The sequence below is a fragment of the Hymenobacter cheonanensis genome, assembly GCF_030581075.1.
Classification (GTDB): Bacteria; Bacteroidota; Bacteroidia; order Cytophagales; family Hymenobacteraceae; genus Hymenobacter.
On the sequence record NZ_JAUQSW010000011.1, the window covers coordinates 112892 to 131585 of the forward strand.

17 protein-coding genes are annotated in these 18694 nt (G+C 67.0%); 11 read left to right on the forward strand and 6 right to left on the reverse strand.

All coding sequences use genetic code 11. The features are described from left to right. Positions 1-15: 15 nt before the first annotated feature. Complete coding sequence (gene ispE / locus Q5H89_RS18850; protein WP_305020905.1) at positions 16-843, reverse strand: 4-(cytidine 5'-diphospho)-2-C-methyl-D-erythritol kinase; 828 nt, start codon at positions 841-843, stop codon at positions 16-18. Between the two features lie 159 nt (positions 844-1002). Between ispE and Q5H89_RS18855 the strand changes: the two genes are divergently transcribed. The 11 genes from Q5H89_RS18855 (at position 1003) to Q5H89_RS18905 (ending at position 13709) form a co-directional block, all read left to right on the forward strand. After that, positions 1003-1629: a sugar transferase gene (locus Q5H89_RS18855; RefSeq protein ID WP_305020906.1), complete on the forward strand. Its 627-nt coding sequence runs from the start codon at positions 1003-1005 to the stop codon at positions 1627-1629. 436 nt (positions 1630-2065) lie between these two features. After that, positions 2066-3313 (forward strand): efflux RND transporter periplasmic adaptor subunit, encoded by a 1248-nt coding sequence (locus tag Q5H89_RS18860; protein WP_305020907.1) that lies wholly within the window; start codon positions 2066-2068, stop codon positions 3311-3313. Positions 3314-3524: 211 nt separating this feature from the next. Continuing rightward, on the forward strand, positions 3525-4958 hold the full coding sequence (locus tag Q5H89_RS18865; RefSeq protein ID WP_305020908.1) for a TolC family protein: 1434 nt from the start codon (positions 3525-3527) through the stop codon (positions 4956-4958). A 140-nt stretch (positions 4959-5098) separates the two neighbouring features. Continuing rightward, positions 5099-5794, forward strand: coding sequence for an ABC transporter ATP-binding protein (locus tag Q5H89_RS18870; RefSeq protein WP_305020909.1), 696 nt, complete (start codon positions 5099-5101; stop codon positions 5792-5794). A 147-nt stretch (positions 5795-5941) separates the two neighbouring features. Next, complete coding sequence (locus tag Q5H89_RS18875; protein ID WP_305020910.1) at positions 5942-7195, forward strand: ABC transporter permease; 1254 nt, start codon at positions 5942-5944, stop codon at positions 7193-7195. Positions 7196-7250: 55 nt separating this feature from the next. Next, on the forward strand, positions 7251-8444 hold the full coding sequence (locus Q5H89_RS18880; RefSeq protein WP_305020911.1) for an ABC transporter permease: 1194 nt from the start codon (positions 7251-7253) through the stop codon (positions 8442-8444). Positions 8445-8673: 229 nt separating this feature from the next. Beyond that, complete coding sequence (locus tag Q5H89_RS18885; RefSeq protein WP_305020912.1) at positions 8674-9372, forward strand: head GIN domain-containing protein; 699 nt, start codon at positions 8674-8676, stop codon at positions 9370-9372. 93 nt (positions 9373-9465) lie between these two features. Next, positions 9466-10206, forward strand: a complete 741-nt coding sequence (locus tag Q5H89_RS18890; protein ID WP_305020913.1) for a GIN domain-containing protein — start codon at positions 9466-9468, stop codon at positions 10204-10206. A 166-nt stretch (positions 10207-10372) separates the two neighbouring features. Further along, positions 10373-11752 (forward strand): sigma-54-dependent transcriptional regulator, encoded by a 1380-nt coding sequence (locus Q5H89_RS18895; protein WP_305020914.1) that lies wholly within the window; start codon positions 10373-10375, stop codon positions 11750-11752. Between the two features lie 178 nt (positions 11753-11930). Next, entirely contained in the window at positions 11931-13250 is a 1320-nt protein-coding gene (locus tag Q5H89_RS18900) for a sensor histidine kinase (protein WP_305020915.1), read from the forward strand. Positions 13251-13295: 45 nt separating this feature from the next. Next, positions 13296-13709, forward strand: coding sequence for a hypothetical protein (locus tag Q5H89_RS18905; RefSeq protein ID WP_305020916.1), 414 nt, complete (start codon positions 13296-13298; stop codon positions 13707-13709). 11 nt (positions 13710-13720) lie between these two features. On the opposite strand, the gene Q5H89_RS18910 is transcribed toward Q5H89_RS18905, so the two are convergent. The 5 genes from Q5H89_RS18910 to Q5H89_RS18930 all read right to left on the reverse strand — a co-directional run bounded on the left by Q5H89_RS18910 (position 13721) and on the right by Q5H89_RS18930 (position 18558). After that, positions 13721-14425, reverse strand: a complete 705-nt coding sequence (locus Q5H89_RS18910; protein WP_305020917.1) for an SAM-dependent methyltransferase — start codon at positions 14423-14425, stop codon at positions 13721-13723. Between the two features lie 62 nt (positions 14426-14487). Next, a complete protein-coding gene (locus tag Q5H89_RS18915; protein WP_305020918.1) occupies positions 14488-15285 on the reverse strand; it encodes an alpha/beta fold hydrolase in 798 nt (265 codons plus the stop codon). A gap of 94 nt (positions 15286-15379) precedes the next feature. Beyond that, positions 15380-15970, reverse strand: a complete 591-nt coding sequence (locus tag Q5H89_RS18920; protein ID WP_305020919.1) for a hypothetical protein — start codon at positions 15968-15970, stop codon at positions 15380-15382. A gap of 3 nt (positions 15971-15973) precedes the next feature. Beyond that, positions 15974-17200: a lipopolysaccharide biosynthesis protein gene (locus Q5H89_RS18925; RefSeq protein ID WP_305020920.1), complete on the reverse strand. Its 1227-nt coding sequence runs from the start codon at positions 17198-17200 to the stop codon at positions 15974-15976. A 173-nt stretch (positions 17201-17373) separates the two neighbouring features. Continuing rightward, a complete protein-coding gene (locus Q5H89_RS18930) occupies positions 17374-18558 on the reverse strand; it encodes a glycosyltransferase (protein ID WP_305020921.1) in 1185 nt (394 codons plus the stop codon). Positions 18559-18694: the final 136 nt, after the last annotated feature.

Below are 18694 nucleotides of genomic sequence, written 5' to 3' on the forward strand. Positions count from 1 at the left end.
CCATGACAATCTTTTCTACAGCACACCCCGCCATACCAGGTACTCGCCGGGCCAGGCCAGGGCCGGCGCCTCGGCTAGCCCCGGAAACAGCCCATACACCGCCGAGCCCGAGCCCGAGAGACTGGCATAGGTGGCGCCCGCCTCGTAAAGCTGCTGCTTGATGTCGGCTAATAGGGGATGCACGGGGGCTAGCGACTTTTCAAAGTCATTGAAAACCGTGTGGCGCCACTCGGCCATCGGCCGGGCCAGGGCGGTGCGCAGCGGGTGGGCCGGCGCCTGCGGCACAATGCCCGCAAACGCCTGCGCCGTGCTGATGTGCAGCCCCGGATACACCACCACGCAGGGCGTGCCCGCCAGGTTCAAATCGATTGGCTCGAACACGTCGCCTTTTTCCAGGGCTAGCCGGGGCGTGTTTTGAATGAAAAACGCGCAGTCGGCCCCGAGCCGGCGGGCGTAGCTTTCGAGCTGCCCGGTGGTCAGGTTCAACCCAAAAACATCGCTGATAGCCCGCAGGGCAAACGCCGCATCGGCCGAGCCGCCGCCCAGCCCGGCACCGATGGGCACTATTTTGTGCAGCTGCATCTGCACGGCGGGCAAGCTTGGGAAATCAGCTTTAAGCAGCTCATATGCTTTGAGGCAGAGGTTGGTAGCCACTTCGCCCGGAATGGGCCGGCCGCTCAGCGTGAGGTCGGGGGCTAGCTGGCCTTTGGGGGCGGGCAGCACTTCGAGCACATCGGCCCAGGGCAGGGGCAAAAACACGGTTTCGAGCGCGTGGTAGCCATCGGGGCGCTTGGCCGTCACGTAGAGGCCCAGGTTGAGCTTGGCGTTGGGAAAGGAAAGCACGAAGAAGATGATGATAGGAGGGTAAAGAACGTCATGCTGAGCGTAGTGAAGCATCTCGCTCGCGTCGTTTGCGCTGGTCAACAACGCGGGCGAGATGCTTCACTGCGCTCAGCATGACGTTCTTTACCCTTTCATATCCCCCAAGTACTAGCTAACAAAATGTACCCCGGCAAGCGCCTGCTCGACCTGGCCGTGGCCCTGCCGCTGGTGGTGCTCACGGCGCCGCTGCTGGCGCTGGGCGCCGCGCTGGCGGCGGGCCAGAATGGCGGCGCCTGGCTGTTCAGGCAGGCGCGGCCGGGGCTGGGCGGGCGGCTGTTTACGCTCTACAAGCTGCAAACTATGACCGCCGCCCGCGACCCGGCCACCGGCCGGCTGCTGCCCGATGCCCAGCGCCTGCCGCCGCTGGGCCGCTGGCTGCGCACCACCTCGCTCGACGAGCTGCCCCAGCTCTGGAACATCGTGCGCGGCGACATGAGCCTGGTGGGCCCGCGCCCGCTGCTGCCGCAGTACCTGCCCTTGTACTCGCCCCGGCAGGCGCGCCGCCACCTGGTGCGCCCCGGCCTCACGGGCTGGGCCCAGGTCAATGGCCGCAACGCCATTAGCTGGGAAGAAAAATTTGCCTACGACGAATGGTACGTGGACCACGAAAGCCTGGCGCTCGACCTGCGCATCTTGGCGCGCACGGCCGGGCGGGTGCTGGGCCGGCGCGGCATTGCGGCGGCCGGCGAAGCCACAATGCCTCCCTTCCGGGGCAGCGCGCCGCAGAAGGAAGGCATTGTAGAGTAGGGGCGGGCCCGCCAATGCCAGCCAGCCCGGGTTGGTAGCAGGGCACCGCAAAAGCAGCACCTTGCCAGTAATCGAGCCCCTGGCAAAAGCAGCCAGCGGCGTTGCGCTAGGCGTGGCAGCAGTTAGCTAGGCCGGGCGCGCAAAGGAAACGCTTGGGTTGCAGGCAGGAAGCGGAAAGCTTGTTCATAGAAAGAAAGGAGAGCGCGACAAAGGTCTGGTTTGCCCGAGCCGGATGCTAGCGTAGAAATACGCAATTTATTCGGGTAAAAATACCGAATTGGTACCTGGCCGGCAGCGGACAGGTGCCCGGAATCGGACGCTTTTTTGCGAGGACAGAAAGTTAATTTTTGAGTAAAGTATTTGAAAATAAGTAATTTATAACAGTGGCACGGGGCTTGGCTTAGGTGTAGGGTATCTAGCCCCTCGTTGCCCACCAATGGACAGAGTACTTCCCCCCGCCACGCAGCGCCGCCGCCAACTGCGCGGCTGGCTTTGGGCCCTGGCCGGGCTGGCGGCCCTGGCAGCGGCCGGGCTGGGGCTGCGCGCCCTGGTGCAGCCCAGCCTGCGCCGCGTAGACCTGCTTACGGCCCCGGTCGAAACCGGCGATGTCGATGCCATGCTTACGGCCGCCGGCACCATCATACCGGGGCGCGAGGCGGTGATTGTGAGCCCTATCCAGAGCACGGTGCGGCGGGTGGCGCTGGCGGTGGGCGCCCGGGTGCAGCCCGGCCAAACCATTGTGGAACTCGACAAAGACCTGGCCGCCTCGACCCTGGCCAAGCTCGACGATGAGCAGCTGCGCAACCAGAACAAGAATGCCCAGCTAGGGCTGGCCCTGGCCCGCAGCCTCACCGACCTGCAGGCCCAGCAGCAAACCCAGGCCCTGAAGGTGAGCAGCCTGCAATCGGCCCTGCGCGACGAGCAGCACCTGCTCGAAATAGGCGGCGGCACGGCCGAGGCCGTGCGCCAGGCCGAGCTTAGCCTGCGCACTGCCACCCTCGAAGCCCAGCGCCTAAGCCAGCAGCTGGCCAACCAGCGCCGGGCCAGCCTGGCCGACCGCCGCGAGCTGGGCTTTACCGTGTCGATGCAGCAGCGCAGCATTCAGGAGCAGGCCGCCAAGCTGCGGCAGGCCGACATCAGCAGCCAGCTGCCGGGCGTGCTGACCTGGGTAAACGACAACCTGGGCGCCACCGTGCAGGCCGGCGATGCCCTGGCCCGGGTGGCCGACCTCAGCCGCTTTCGGGTGCGCGCCACCCTGGCCGACTCCTACGCCGACCAGCTGCACCCCGGCGATGCGGTGCTGGTGCGCCTGGGCCCCGGCACCGACCTGCGCGGCACGGTGGCCAGCATCAGCCCGGCCGTGGATAAGGGCGTGGTGACCTTCTACGCCACCCTCGACAACGACCACCACCCGGCGCTGCGCGCCAACCTGCGGGCCGATGTTTTTGTGATAACCCGGGCTCACCGCGGCGTGCTGCGCCTCAAAAACGGCCCCTTTTACCAGGGTGGGCAAGAGCAGCCGGTGTTTGTGCTGGCCGGCGGCCGGGCCGTGCGCCGGGTGGTGCGCCTGGGCGACAGCAATCCCGACTACGTGCAGGTGCTGAGTGGCTTGGCTAGGGGCGAAGAAGTAATTGTATCGGATACCAAAGCCTACGCCGACACGCCGGCGCTGCAGGTACAGTGAGTTTGAGGCCGCCCTAGCGTGGCGCTCCCTGGCCCCCTCCCCTTTGGGAGAGGAGGAGCCCGACGACTGAAAACTGAAAACCTATTCCACCACAAAAGTCGTGTTTCTTCATCCTATACTAGTCTCGCGCAAGCCGGCCTCACACTCGTCAGGCTCCCCCTCTCCCAGAGGGGAGGGGGCCGGGGGGTGGGGCGCCACGCTAGGGTTATGCTTGATTTCCTTTACGGCCGCCGCCCAGCAGGCACCCGGCCTCACGCTGCCCGCCCTCATTCAGCAAACGCTGGCTGGCTCGGCACCGGCCGTGCAGGCCCGCGCCGCCCGCGAGGGCGGCTACTGGGCCTACCGCGCCTACCAGGCCGGCTACCGGCCGCAGCTGGCCTTGCAGGGCGTAGTGCCCAGCTTCAACCGGGCCATTATTCCGGTGGTGCAGCCCGATGGCACTACCGCCTTCCAGAGCGTGCGCTACAACAACTCGCTGCTGGCCCTCAACCTGACCCAGAACATTGGCCTCACCGGCGGGCAGGTGGTGGTGGGCTCGCAGGTGCAGCGCTTCGACGATTTTATCAGGACCGAGAAGCGCTACAACAACCAGCCCTTTACCCTGGGCCTGACCCAGCCGCTAGGCTACTTCAACGGCCTGAAGTGGGGCCGCCGCATCGAGCCGCTGCGCTACCAGGAAAGCCAGCGCCAGTACCTCGAAGACCGCGAGGCCATCGCGCAGCGCGTGACGGAGCTGTATTTCGATGTGCTTTTGCAGCAGGTAAACGCCGCCGTGGCCGGCCAGAATGCCCAGGCCACCGCCGAGCAGCTGCGCGTGGGCCGCGAGAAATACGCGCTGGGCCGCCTTTCGCAAAGCGACTTATTGCAATTGGAGTTGAACCTGCTGAATGCCCAGCAGGCCCAGACCCAGGCCCGCCTCGACGCCGAAACCGCCGCCGTGAGCCTGCGCACCTACTGCGCCCTGCCCGCCGATGAGGCCGGCACGGCCGCCGTGCCGCCGCTGGCCGTGCCGGCCCCCGCGCCCGCCCTGGCCGTGGTGCCCGCCGAGGCCCTGGCCCAGGCGCGCCAGCACCGCGCCGCCGTGCTGGCTTTTCAGCGGCGCGAGTTGCAGGCGGCCCGCGACGTGGCCCAGGCGCGCGGCACCACCGGCTTTCTGGCCACGCTCACCGCCAACCTGGGCTACGTGAACCAGGCGCCCTACCTGCTCGACAGCTACCTGGCGCTGCAAAACCAGCAGCAGGTGGCCCTCTCGTTTTCGCTGCCGCTCGTGGACTGGGGCCGGCGCCGCGCTACCGTGCGCACCGCCGAGCTGCTGCGCGACCAAACCCAGGCCGCCGTGCGGCAGGATGAGCGCAGCTTCGAGCAAACGGTGCTCACGCAGGCCAGCCAAATTCCGGCGCTGGCGGGCCAGGCCCGCCTGGCCGCCAGGGCCGATACGCTGGCCCAGCGCCGCTACGCCATCACCCGCGCCACCTACGAAGCCGGTCGCCTCAGCCTCACCGATTTAACGCTGGCCTCGGCGGCCAAGGACCTGGCTCGGCGCAGCTACATCCTGGCCCTGCGCGCGGGCTGGGTGGCGCACTACAGCCTGCGCGGCCTCACGTTATTTGACTTTGAAACCCAGCAGCCCCTGGCGGCTGAGTGACAGGAAAGCCTTTTTTCACTTGACTCTTTTTTCGCTTGTCATGCTGACGAAGGAAGCATCTTGGCCACTTCATCTGCCTTTAACCAACCAGCCAAGATGCTTCCTTCGTCAGCACGACGGACGATTTTAAGCCCTTCATTATGCAAGCAGCCTCCCTTCCCGCCCCCGTCATCCGGCTCACCGGCATCGAAAAAGTTTACCAGACCCGCACCATCGAAACGGTGGCCCTCAGCGAAGTCAACCTCACCATCAATCGGGGCGAGTTTGTGTCGGTGATGGGTCCTAGCGGCTGCGGCAAATCGACCTTGCTCAGCCTCATGGGCCTGCTGGATGAGCCTAGCCGCGGCACCATCGAGATAGACGGCCGGCCCGTCACCTCGTACTCCGACAAGGAGTTGGCGGGGCTGCGCAACCACAAAATCGGCTTCGTTTTCCAGAGCTACCACCTGATAAACGACCTCTCGGTGCGCGACAACGTGGAGCTGCCGCTGCTGTACCGCCCCGGCGTGGGCGGCGCCGAGCGCCGCAAGCGCGCCCTGGCTGCCCTCGACCAGGTGGGGCTCAATGCCCGCACCAACCACTTTCCGGCGCAGCTCTCGGGGGGGCAGCGGCAGCGCGTGGCCATAGCCCGGGCGCTGGCCGGCCGGCCCGAAATCATCCTGGCCGACGAGCCCACCGGCAACCTCGACTCGGTGATGGGCGAGGAGATAATGGAGCTGCTGCTAGGCCTCAACCGCGAGCAGGGCACCACCCTGGTAATGGTGACCCACGACGAGCGCGAGGCGCTGAAAACCGGCCGCCTCATTCGCTTTTTCGACGGCCGCCAGGTGGCGTGACGGCAACCCCGCCCCGGCTGTCATGGCGCGCAATGCGAAGCAGGCGCACCCGCACCAATGGACGAATTGCCGGCGCGGGTGCCTTACTGAGGCGATTGCTTCGCCGTGCCTTTTCGCCATGACAAACGACTTTTTAACCTAAGCCCTATGTTACTAAGCTATTTCAAAATTGCCTGGAAGGTCCTCTTGCGGCGCAAGGTTTTCACCGCCATCAGCCTGTTTGGCATCAGCTTCACGCTGATGATTTTGCTGGTAGTGTACGCCCTGTTCGACTACACCGTGGGGCCGCACCGCCCCGAGCTGCACGTAGATAGGCTGCTGTACGTGAACCGGATGCAGCTCCTGTTTCGTGAGGGCGGGCAGAGCAATAATGCCGTGGGCTACGGCTTTCTAAACGCGCACGTGCGCACCCTCAAAACGCCCGAAAAGGTGTCGCTCAGCGAGGCCAACTACGGCGTGGCCGTGGCCTACGTGGGCCAGCAGGTGCTTAAGCTCGACCTCAAGCGCACCGACGGCGAGTTCTGGCAGGTGCTGGATTTTGAGTTTCTGGAAGGCCGGCCCTACAACCCCGGCGAGGTGCGCGACGCCGCCCGGCTGGCCGTGCTCAATGCCACCACCGCCCGGCGCTACTTCGGCACCGACCGGGGCGTGGTGGGCCGGCCCATCGAAATCGACGCGGTGCGCTACCGCGTGGTGGGCGTGGTGCACGATGTGGCCGTGGCCCGCGCCAACTCCTACGCCGAGGTGTGGACGCCCGTGACCACCGGCCCCGACGACCTGCGCAAGCCCGACCTGCTGGGCCAGTACCAGGCCATCATCCTGGCCCGCCAGGCCGCCGATGTGCCCGCCATCAAAGACGAGGTGCAGCAGCTGGTGCGCCACACCCCACTGCCCGACCCCAAGCAGTACAAGCAACTCAATATGCGGGCCCAAACGCTGCTGGCCTCTTACACGGCGCGCTTCGACAACAACGCCGCGGCCGATGGCGGGGTGGGCCGCTTTACGAAGGTGATGCTGGGGCTAGGGCTGCTTTTTATGCTGCTGCCGGCCCTCAATCTGGTGAATATCAACGTGAGCCGCACGCTGGAGCGCTCGGGCGAGATTGGGGTGCGCAAGGCGTTTGGGGCCACGGCCAGCCGGCTGGTGGGGCAGTTTCTGGTCGAGAATATTTTTCTGACCCTGGTGGGTAGCGTGCTGGGCCTGGCCCTGGCGGCGGGCGCGCTGGCACTGCTCAATAGCAGCCACCTTTTTGCCTACGCCAACTACGCGCTCAATGCGCGGGTGTTTGGGGTGGCGCTGGGCCTGGCGCTGTTTTTCGGCATCCTGTCGGGCGCGTACCCGGCCTACAAAATGTCGAAGCTGCAAGCCGTGCGGGCCCTCAAAGGCGACACCGGGGCCTAGCCACGTCGGGTAAAACTTCCTGCTAACTGCTCACTGCTGATTGAATAACTGACTTATGCTACGCCACCTGTTTACCCTGATGTGGAACCGCAAGCGCGCCAATGGCTTGCTGATTCTCGAAATATTTCTGGCCTTCGTGGTGCTCTTTGTGGTGGGCAGCGTGGGCGTGTACTACTGGCGCAACTACCGCGCCCCGCTCGGCTTCGGCTACGAAAACGTGTGGAAAGTGGAGCTTAACCCCGGCGCCCAGCCCCACGCCGCGCAGTTTGCCAGCTTGCAGCGCCTGGTAGCCCGGCTGCGCAGTACGCCGGGCGTGGTCGCGCTCTCGCGCAGCGTCGACAACACGCCGTTTGCCTTCAGCCAGAATTCCACTCAGTTTAGGGCTATCGGCGCAAAAATTCACCCCGATGTGTACGGCGACGTGTACGACGCCGGCCCCGAGTTCAAAGACGTAATGGGCCTGCGCCTGGTGGCCGGCCGCTGGTTCGACCGCCGCGACGAGGTGCCCGGCCGCTACCCGCCCATCGTGATTACGGACCTGGCCCAGGCCGCCCTATTTCCCGACGGCCGGTCGGCCCTCGGCCAGCTCATTGCCGACAACGACCACGACAGCTACCGCGTGGTGGGCGTCAGCGGCCCCTACCGCGCCAACGGCGAGCTGAGCGAGCCCCAGCCGGGCTATTTTCTCTACATCAGCCCCCAGGATACGGCGCGCGCTCTCTTCAATATGCTGGTGCGGGTGCAGCCGGGCAGCGGCGCGCAGCTCGAAAAAAAGCTGAACGAGGAAATACGAGCGGCCAGCGGCGGCTGGTCGAGCAACATCCTGCCCCTGCCCGACGAGCGCCGCACCCAGCTGAAGGTGGGCCTGGCGCTGCCCGGCATCCTGGGCGTAGTGTGCGTGTTTTTGCTGGTGAATGTGGCCCTGGGGCTGTTTGGCGTGCTGTGGCTCAACATCAGCCAGCGGCGCGCCGAGCTAGGGGTGCGCCGGGCGCTGGGGGCCACGGGGGCGGCCATCAGCCGGCAGGTGCTGGGCGAGCTGCTGGTGGTCACCACGTTTGGGCTGCTGCTGGGGCTGGCGGTGGCGGCGCAGTTTCCGCTGCTGGGCGTGTTTAGCGTGAAGGCCGGCGTGTACCTCACCGCGATGGCGCTGGCGGCGGCGGGGCTGTATCTGCTGGCCACCGTGTGCGCGCTGTACCCGAGCCGGCTGGCGGCGGGCATTCAGCCGGCCGTGGCCCTGCGTGAGGAGTAGGGAAGGGGCTTTGCTAGCCCCCAAAAGCCGCGTTGGGGTAAGGCTAGCGCTGGTTGGGATATTATTTTAGGGCGCGGCGGCAACGGCCGGCACTTTTGCCGCATCTACCCGGCCAGCCAGCGGGGTGAGGCCGCAAAATAGTTTGGCCGCCTCCGTAACGAACGCCCGCCTGGCCCGGTACCCGCTCCATAATCAACTGCTTCCGCCTTTCACTTTTCCTGTTTTTGCCATGAAAAACCTGCTCTTCCCCGCCTTGCTTTCGCTGGCCGCGCTAGCCCCCGCCTGCGCCCAAAGCACCCAAACGCGCGCCGTGCCCACGTTCCACGCCATTCAGGTGGGCACCGGCATCGAGCTGGCCCTCACGGCCGGCCGCAGCCAGCACGTGGAGGTGAGCGCCGCCACCGATGCTTACCGCGACCACATCGAAACCACGGTGAAGGACGGCGTGCTGATACTGCGCTACAAAAACGACGACGACCGCTACAGCCGCGACCGCACCAACAAGCACCTGCGCGTGGCCGTCACGGCCGATGAGCTTACGGCGCTCTCGGCCAGCAGCGGCTCGTCGGTGCGCACCGCGGGCGACTTCGACGCCGCTACGTTTCAGCTCGACATCTCGTCGGGGGCCAGCGTGCAGGCCGGCCTCGACACCGGCACCCTCACCGTGCGCCAGAGCAGCGGCAGCAGTGCCGACCTGAAGGGCCGCGCCACTAGCCTCGATGTGCAAAGCAGCAGCGGCGCCACCTTCGATGCCCACGACCTGCGCACCGACCGCTGCCGCGCCCAGGCCAGCAGCGGCAGCTCGGTGCGCGTGGCCGTGAAGGACGACCTGGTGGCCCAGGCCAGCAGCGGCGGCAGCATCAGCTACCAGGGCTCGCCGCAGCTTACCAAGCGCACCAGCAGCGGCGGCAGCGTGAGCGGCCGCTAGCCCCGCCGCCCCGGCCGGGGCCGTTCCCAAACCCGCGCTGCGCTCTTTCTTTGCAGCCGGCGGGCTTACTTTCTTCGCCGCTTTTCTGAGTTCATGAAAAAATACTTGCTGCCCGCCGCGCTCTGGCTGCTGGCGCTGGCCCCCGCCGCTGCCCAAACCACTGCCCCCGCCACTACGGCTGCCGCCAACGGCCCACAGGTGCGGCCCCTCGAAAAATTTCGCGCCATCAACGTGGGCACCGGCATCGAGCTGGTGCTCACGGGCGGCCACGCCCAGCAGGTGGAGGTGAGCGCTACCACCCTCGACCAGCGCGAGCACATCCTGACCACCGTGCGCGACGGCGTGCTGAACGTGCACTACGACAACCCCGACGAGCGCGCCGGCAACTCGAAAAAAGACCGCCAGAACCGCAAGCTGCGCGTGGCCGTCACGGCCGACCAGCTTTCGAGCCTCGCCGCCAGCAGCGGCGCCGCCGTTACGGCCAGCGGGCCCTTCGCCAACCCCGATTTTCAGCTCGATATCTCGTCGGGCGCCGCCGTGCGGGCCGACATCAACGTGGGCGTGCTCATCGTGCGCCAGAACGGCGGCAGCGTTATCGACCTCACGGGCCAGGCCCCGCGCTTCGACCTCAAGATTACCAGCGGCTCGGTTTTCAACGGCGACAAACTGCTCACCAACCGCAGCCAGATTGAAGCCAGCAGCGGCAGCAACGCCAAGCTGGCCGTGAAGGAAGTGCTGCTGGCCGAGGCCAGCGGCGGCAGCAACATCCGGTACTACGGCGCGCCCGAGGTGACCAAAAATGCCACCGGCGGCAGCACCATCAGCGGCCGCTAGGGGCGGTTTTCTGCCGTAGCTATTCAAACGTCCGTCATGCTGAGCTTGCCGAAGCATCTTGGTCGCACCGTTAGGATTAGTGACCCTAGCAGTGCGAGCAAGATGCTTCGACAAGCTCAGCATGACGGACGTTTTGCAATGGATAACAAACTCCCAACAACCCCGCATGATTCTCATTATCGACGACGACCTGGCAGTGCGCACCTCGCTGCGGCTGCTGCTCAAGCAGGCTGGCTACGCCCCGCACGCCGTGCCCGGCCCGGCCGAGGCGCTGGCCGCCGTGCGCGAGGCCACGCCCCGGCTCATCGTGCTCGATATGAACTTCTCGGCCGCCACTACCGGCGCCGATGGGCTAGCCCTGCTAACCCAGTTGAAGGCCCTGGCGCCGCAGGTGCCGGTGGTGCTGCTCACGGGCTGGGGCAGCATTGCGCTGGCGGTGGCCGGCATGAAGGCGGGCGCCGCCGAGTTCGTCACCAAGCCCTGGCAAAACGAGGCGCTGCTGCAAACCATCGGCACCATTTTGCAATTGCACGCGGCCCCGGCCGGTGGGGCTAGCCCCACCGGCCGGGCGGCGCTCGACCGGCAGTTTGCCTTCGGCAATATTGTGGGCGACGACCCGCGCCTGCTGGCCGTGCTGCGCCAGGTGGGCCAGGTGGCCGCCACCGATGCCTCGGTGCTGATAGAAGGCGAAAGCGGCACCGGCAAAGAGCTGATTGCCGAGGCCCTGCACCACAACAGCCACCGGCGCGGCCAATCTTTTGTGAAGGTGAACCTGGGCGGCATCTCGGCCAGCTTGTTTGAGAGCGAGATGTTTGGCCACCGGCGCGGCGCCTTCACCGATGCCCGCGCCGACCGCGTGGGCCGCTTCGAGCTGGCCAACGGCGGCACCATTTTTCTGGATGAGATAGGCGAGCTGGAGCTGGCCAGCCAGGTGAAGCTGCTGCGCGTGCTGCAAGACCGCACCTACGAGGTGCTCGGCGACAGCCGCCCGCGCCGCCTCGACCTGCGCGTGGTGGCCGCCACCAATAAAAACCTGGCCGAAATGGTAGCCCAGGGCCGATTCCGCGAAGACCTGTTTTATCGCCTCAACCTCATCACGCTGCGCCTGCCCGCCCTGCGCGAGCGCCCGGCCGATATCCCGGCCCTGGCCCGGCACTTCGTGGCCCAGCTGCAAGCCACCTACCACCGGCCCGGCCTGCGGCTGGGCCCGGCCGCCGCCCACTGGCTGCAAGAGCAGCCGTTGCCCGGCAACATCCGCGAGCTTAAAAACCTGGTGGAGCGCACCGTGCTCACTACCCCGCACGACGAGCTGACTCCTAGCGACTTGCAGGCTCCTGGTGCCGCGGCGCCCGCCCCGCGCCCGGCTAGCCCCGCCGAGCTGCCCGCCCCCGGCTCCATGACCCTGGAGGCCCTGGAAGAGCAGATGATACGCCAGAGCGTGGCCCACTACCAGGGCAACCTGAGCCGCGTGGCCCGCGCCCTGGGCCTGAGCCGCGGCGCCCTCTACCGGCGGCTCGATAAGTTTGGCATCCCGTACAGCGAGTAGCCTTACTTCAAAATTAAACGCCTTAAACAAACGGGTCATGCTGAACGCAGTGACGCATCTTTACCACTTGTACAAGGCGTTCAACGAAGGGGTAGAGATGCTTTACTGCGTTCAGCACGACCCGATTTTATGTTCTTTTTAGTTCAGGAGCAAGTCTTAGTAGCTAAGCCCAGCCGCCATGTCGCTTCGTAGCAAGCTTCTGCTCTTTCTGCTGCCGCTGTATGCCGTGCTGCTGGTGCTGGCGGCGCAGGTGCGCACGCGCCAGCCGGGGCTGTTTGTGGCCTGCGAGCTGACCATTGTGGCGAGCGGAGTGCTTACCTGGCAGCTGTACCGGGGGCTGCTGCGGCCGGTGCGCCTCATCGAGGCCGGCACGGCGGCGCTGGCCGCCCAAGATTTCAACCTGAAATTCAAGCCCGTGGGCCAGCCCGAGCTCGACCGACTCATCGGGGTCTACAACCAGATGCTCGACGCGCTGCGCCAGGAGCGCGTGGGCCAGCACGAGCAGGCCGTGCTGCTCGAGCGGCTACTGGCCGCCTCGCCGGCGGGCATTCTGCTGCTGAATTTTGACGGGGAGATAACCAGCGCCAACGCCGCCGCCGCCCGCGCACTAGGCCTGCCCGCTGCCGCGCTGCTGGGGCAGCCGGTGGCGGGCCTGCCCGCGCCCTGGGGCGCGGCGCTGGCCGGCCTGGCCGGCGGCCACCCCCAGCCGGTGCGCCTGCCCGGCGGGCAGCTCTACCGGGCAGCCGCCGCGCACTTTCTCGACCGGGGCTTTCAGCGGCGCTTTATCGTGCTGGAAGAGCTGACCGACGAGCTGCGCCAGCAGGAAAAGCAGAGCTACGAGCAGCTCATCCGCCTCGTGTCGCACGAGGTCAACAACTCCATCGGGGCCGTAAACTCGCTGCTGGGCAGCTTTGGGCACTACGCCCCCCAGCTAGCCCCCGCCGACCGCCTAGATTACCGCGAGGGCCTGGCCGTGAGCATTGCCCGCAACACCCAGCTTGCCGATTTTGTGGCCGCCTACGCCCGGCTGGTGCGCCTGCCGCCGCCCGCCCTGCACCCCACCGAGCTGCACGCACTGCTGCGGGGCCTGGGCCGCCTGCTAGCCCCACAAAGCGCCGCCCAGGGCATAGCCTGGCACTGGCAGCTAGCCCCTGAAGGCCCCCTGGTAGTGCCGGCCGATGCCCATCAGCTCACCCAGGCGCTGCTCAACGTGGCCAAAAATGCCCTCGAAGCCATTGGGCCGGGCGGGGGCAACGTGTGGGTGCGCACCACCGCCCAGCCGCCCACGCTGGCCATCGAAAACGACGGCCCGCCCTTGAGCCCCGAGGTGAGCCAGCGGCTGTTTACGCCCTTTTTCAGCACCAAGCCGGGCGGGCAGGGCATTGGGCTGGTGCTGGTGCGCGATATTTTGCTGGCCCACGGCTTTGCCTTTCGGCTCGAAACCGGGGCTGGCGGGCGCACGGCCTTTACCGTAGCCCTGCAACCTTCGGGCCGCTAGCGTGGTATTTGGGGCCGTAAAATTGTGGTTCCGCTTTCTTTGCTCATGCCTGCCAATCTGCCCGCGCTGCCCCTCTATTTTCAAAACGCGGTAGCCCGCCTGCTCGAGCACCCGCACGGCTACGTGGTGGTAGAATACCAGGCCGGGCCCCGCCAGCTCGCCGACTTGCAGGGCCTGCTAGGGGAGCTGGCGCAGCTGCTGGCCCGGCGCGGCTGGAACCGGGTGCTGGCCGACCAGCGCCTCATGCAGCCCTTTACTCCCGAAGAAAGCGAGTGGATACGTGCCCACTGGCTCACGCGCAGCAGCACGTTTCATGGGGCGGTGCTGCTGCCGCACGACGTGTTTGCGCGCCTGGCCAGTGCCCAGATTATACTCGAAGCCAAAGCCGCCAACCTCAGCTACCGGCTCTTCGACGACCTGGCCGCCGCCGAAACCTGGCTAGCCAAGCTAAAAGCGTAGGTTATTGCCAGCTAGCGGCCCCAGGCAAACACCGCCGGGCGCTTGTGCAGCTTGGGCAGCTCGGGCAGCCGGCGCCAGTCGGCCACGGCCAGGGTGCGCAGGTACTCGGTGGGCGCGGTGAGGTCGGTGGCCACGCAGAGGCGGGTAGCGGGCGCCAGGTGGGCTAGCAGGTCGCTGAGCAGCTGGTCGTTGCGGTAGGGCGTCTCTATGCACAGCTGGCTCTGGTCGCGCTGGCCGGCCTCCTTTTCCAGGCTTTTGATGGCCGCGATGCGGGCCGCCTTCTCGATGGGCAGATACCCATGAAAGGCAAACCGCTGCCCGTTCAGCCCCGAGCCCATGAGGGCGAGCAAGATGCTCGACGGCCCCACCAGCGGGCGCACCCCTAGCCCCAGCCGGTGCGCCTCCTGGGCCAGCGCCGCGCCAGGGTCGGCAATGCCCGGGCAGCCGGCCTCGGAAAGCACGCCGGCCTCAATTTTCTCTTTCACCAGCGGCTCCAGCGCGGCTTTCACCTGGGCGGGCGTGCTGTCTTTGTCGATGAGCACGAAGCGGATATCCTCAATTACGCGGTGCGGGGCCACCTCCTTCACGAAGCGGCGGGCGGTGCGCAGGTTTTCGACCAGGAAGTAGGGCAATCGGGCCACGGCGGCCACCACCTGCGGCGGCAGCACCTGCGGCGCCGTGCCGTCGGCCAGCGGGGTAGGAATCAGGTAAAGCATAGAGCAGCGCGGATTTTCAGTCCGCGTTTGATAATGGGGCGAGCACGGACGAAAGGCCCGCGCTACAGCTGCATTAAAACGAAGTTTTTGACCAGCCCAAATACTTCCTCGGGCTTTTCGGCGTGCAGCCAGTGGCCGGCGTCGGGCACGGTGGCAACCTGCGAGTTGGGGAACAGTGCCGGAATGCCGGTCAGCTTATCCTCGGGCAAAATGTAGTCGGATTTGCCGCCGCGCAAGAACAGCGTGGGCTTGAGAAACGGCTGAGCCGAACTGATTTCGGCGCCCACGGCCGCCAGGTTTTCGACCAGCGCCGGCAGGTTGATGCGCCAGGCAAAGGAATTATCGTCGCGCCGGTACAGGTTTTTCAGCAAAAACTGCCGCACGCCCACCTGCGGAATGGTGCGCGCCAGCGCCGCCTCAGCCTGCTGCCGGGTTTGGAGGGCGGCCAGGTCCACGGCCTGCAGGCCGGCAATGATGTCGTCCTGATGCTCCATGTTGGAAAAGCGCGGCGCGATGTCGAGCACAATGAGCTGGGCCAGCCGCTCGGGGTAGCCCAGCGCCAGGCACATGGCCACCTTGCCGCCCATGCTGTGGCCCATCAGCGTAAGGCGCTTAGGGTCGAGGGCCAGGTGGTCGAAGAGGGCGAGCACGTCCTCCGCCATGAGGGCGTAGCTGTGCTCGGGCGCGTGAAACGAGCGCCCGTGGTTGCGCAAATCCACCGAAACCACGCGCAGGCCGGCCTCCTCGGCCCAGCGCCGGGCTAGCGTCTGCCAGTTATCGAGGGTGCCAAACAGGCCGTGCAGAATAACGAGCGGCCGGGCGCCAGGGTCGCCCTGGTCGAGATAATGCAGAAGGGGCATTTTATAATGAGTAATGTTTACTTGTGAATGGTTAACGGGGAGTAGTGACTAGGCAGAGCCGTTAATAATTAATCACTGACAATTAACCACTAACTCAAATCCACGCCCAGGGGCGGCGCCTTTCTACGACCACTACGCCAAAGTGGCGCAGGTAGCGCACCAGCAGGTGCATATCGGGCAGCACCAGGCTAGTGAGGATAATGTCGCCCTGCGGCAGGGGCAGGCGCAGGTACTCGTAGCGCCGCCAGAACACGCCGGGCCAGCGGCAGCGGCTCCACTCTACCGGGCCGGGCCAGCCCTGGCGGGCGGGGTCGTAGGCCAGCACTTCGTCGAGGGCCACCTGCAAGTGGCCTTCCAGGGGGTTGAATACGAGCGTGGTAGCGGCATTGAGCGTGTAGTAGCGCAGGTGCAGCAGCAGCGCCGGCGCGGCCAGGGCCAGCACGGCCAGCAGTAGCCCCCAGGCCAGCCAGCGCTCGAAAGCCGTGGCGGCCACCAGGCCCGGGGCCGCGGTGGCAAAGCCAGTGCCCACCGCCAGCAGCGGCCACGTGAGCAGGGCTAGCTGCCGGGCTGGCGTGGCCCGGTACACGGTAGCCTTTTTGCTGAAAAGCCCCAGCGCCCAGCGGGCCAGGCCCAGCACCACCACCATGGTGAGGGCCGCTTCGAGCAGCGAGCGGAGAAAATTCATAAACTACGAACGTATACGAGCGGGCATTTGCGCCGTGCGCAGCGCCCGCCACAGCTGCCAGCCCAGGTACCCGGCACTCGTGCTGTACGAGGCCGACATGGCCAGCGCCGCCCCCACAATACCGAGCCGGGGCACCAGCACCAGCGTGGCGGGCAACCCCACCAGCAGGCCCAGGCCAGCCGTCCAATTGTTGATGCGGTAGCTGGCCCGCGCCGCAAAGTACGTACTCATCAGGTTCACGCCGGCGTTGGCCACTATGCCGGGGGCCAGCGCCCACAGTACCGGCCGGGCCGCCCCAAACTCGGGGCCGAAGCCCCAGGCCAGCCAGCTGGCGGGCACGGCCGCCAGCCCGGCCGCCCCCAGCGCCGTGAGGCCCAGCGCCGCCGCGGCCAGGCGGCCGGTTTCGGCATCGGGCGCGGCCGGGCTGGCGGCCGTGCGCACCTGCGCCACGTACTGAATGAGCGAGGTGCTGCGCGCAATCAGCCACAGCCCTTCGGCCACGGCCACGCCCACCGATAGCACGCCCAGCGCGGCCGTGCCGAGCAGGTAGGCCACCACGTAGTACCCCAGCCGGTAGTTGGCAAACACGATAATGTTGGAAAAATGCGCCCCCCGGCTGTGGCGGGCCAGCTCGCGGGTGGCAGCCCGGCGGCGCAGGCGGGTGCTGCCCGGCGCATCGGGCAGCTGCCGCAGCTGCTGCAGGCTCCAGAGCAGCGGTAGGCCGTAGGCCAGGTAGCTGGCCCCGTAAAACACGGGCACGGTGCGGTAGCCCAGGCCCACCAGCGCCCCGGCCAGCGCCAGCGCCAGCAGGGCGCCCTGCCCGGTGGTGAGCACATTATAAAGGCGCTCGCGCCCGCGCCCCAGCAGCAGCAGGCTGTTGATGCTCAGCCATGCTTGCAGCAGCGATAAAGCGCCCAGGTTGAGGGCGTAAAACCAGTCCTTGCCCTGCAAAATGGTGGCTACGGCCGTGCCCACCGCGCACACCAGCCCCGCCCACGCGTAGGCGGGCCCCAGCAGGTGCCACACGTTGCGCCGCGGCACCAGGTAAATGAGCGACGACCCGCCCAGCAACCCCGTAAACAGCAAAATGGCGGCTGTGGCCGTCACAAACAAGCTCACCTCGCCCCGGCCCGCCGCCCCCAGGTAGCGCGCCGTCAGCCACACCACCGCCAAGCTGGCTACGGCGCCCCCCAGCCGGGCCGCAAAGTGCTGAATAATACGCCGTAGCATCAAGTAGGGGAGGGTAGAGCAAGCCGGCCGCGCCCGTAGTGGGCCGCCCAAAGGCCTGGCCAACCGGCAAAAAGCGCTGTGCTGCCAGCGCGGCAAAGCCAAGGCCGCCGCGCTCGCACCGGGCTGGCGCGGCGGGCAAAGATAGCCGGCCCGGTGCCGCAGGCTAGGGCCCCTCACCCGCGAGCAAGGCTAGTGTAAAGCTCGTGAAACTGGCGGCCCACGCGGGCCGGGCTGCACTGCTCGGCGCTGGCCCGCAGCACCACCGGCGCAAACGCCGCCGGCTGGCTGAGGACCGCGTGCAGGGCCGCCAGCAGGGCCGCTTCGTCGTCGGGCGCCACCAGCAGGCCGTAGGTGCCGGCCGGCTCAAACAGCTCGGGCACGCCGCCCACCCGCGTGGCCACTACCGGCCGGCCGCAGGCCCGGGCCTCCAGCAGCACCACGCCAAACGTCTCGGCCCGGCTGAAGGACACCAGCGCCGTGGCCGCCTGCATTTCGGCGGCCACGGCGGCGTGCGGCAGCTTGCCCAGCCACTGCACAGTACCATCGGCCAGCAGGCCCAACTCGGCGGCGAGGGCTAGCAGGTGTGGCTCGTCGGGGCCGTAGCCGGCCACGCGCAGGCGCAGGCCGGGCCAGGCCGGGCGCAGCCGCGCCACCACCCGCAGCACCCCCGACAGGTTTTTCACGTCATCATGAAAAGCCGCCACGTGCAGCAGTCGCCGGGCTTCGTCGGGGCTAGCCAGGGCCGGTCGAAACAGCTCCGTATCAATCACATTATAAATAACTGCCGTGCGCCGGGCCCGCGCGCCCAGGCCAGCCAGGGCCTCGGCCAGCGCCCCCGATACCGTGTGCAGGGCGCCGGCCCGGCGCACCACCCAGCGCGTGAGCACCCGCCGCCAGCCCGGCAGGCTAGCCACCCGCGGCGGCAGGTACGCCGTCCAGTGCTCCGTAAGGAGGTAAGGAATGCGCCACGCCCGGCTCAGCAGCCAGGCCAGCAGGCCCGTGCGCAGCAGCACGTGGGCGTGCAGCATAGTGGGCCGCTGGCCGGCCCAGTGCCGCCGCACCGCCCGCAGGCCGCGCCGCTGGCACCACAGCCACAGCAGTAGCTTCAAGGGCTTGTCGAGCGGGGCCAGGCCGGTGGGGCGGGCGCGGTAATAGTAGCGCCAGGTGGGCACCGGCCCGCGCAAGTCAATTTCTTCTTCAATAAGTTGCCCCAGCGGCCCCCGCGCCACGGCCGCAAACACCACCGCCGACCGCCCGCCCGGCTGCGCGGCAATGGCCGCCACATGCCGCGCCACAAAGTCGCCATCCTGGTCGTCGTAGCGGTGCGGGTACCACTTGGGCAGGTGCAGGATATTCAAGGGGAAAGCACGAAATAGGTATTGCCGGGCGCGGCGGGCCGCAGCTACCAAAAGTAAAGCTCGCCCCGGCTAGGGCGAGCTTTACAAAGGTTAAGGCGTTTTGGGTAATGTAGGCTTCAGCACCCTGGGTAGCTGG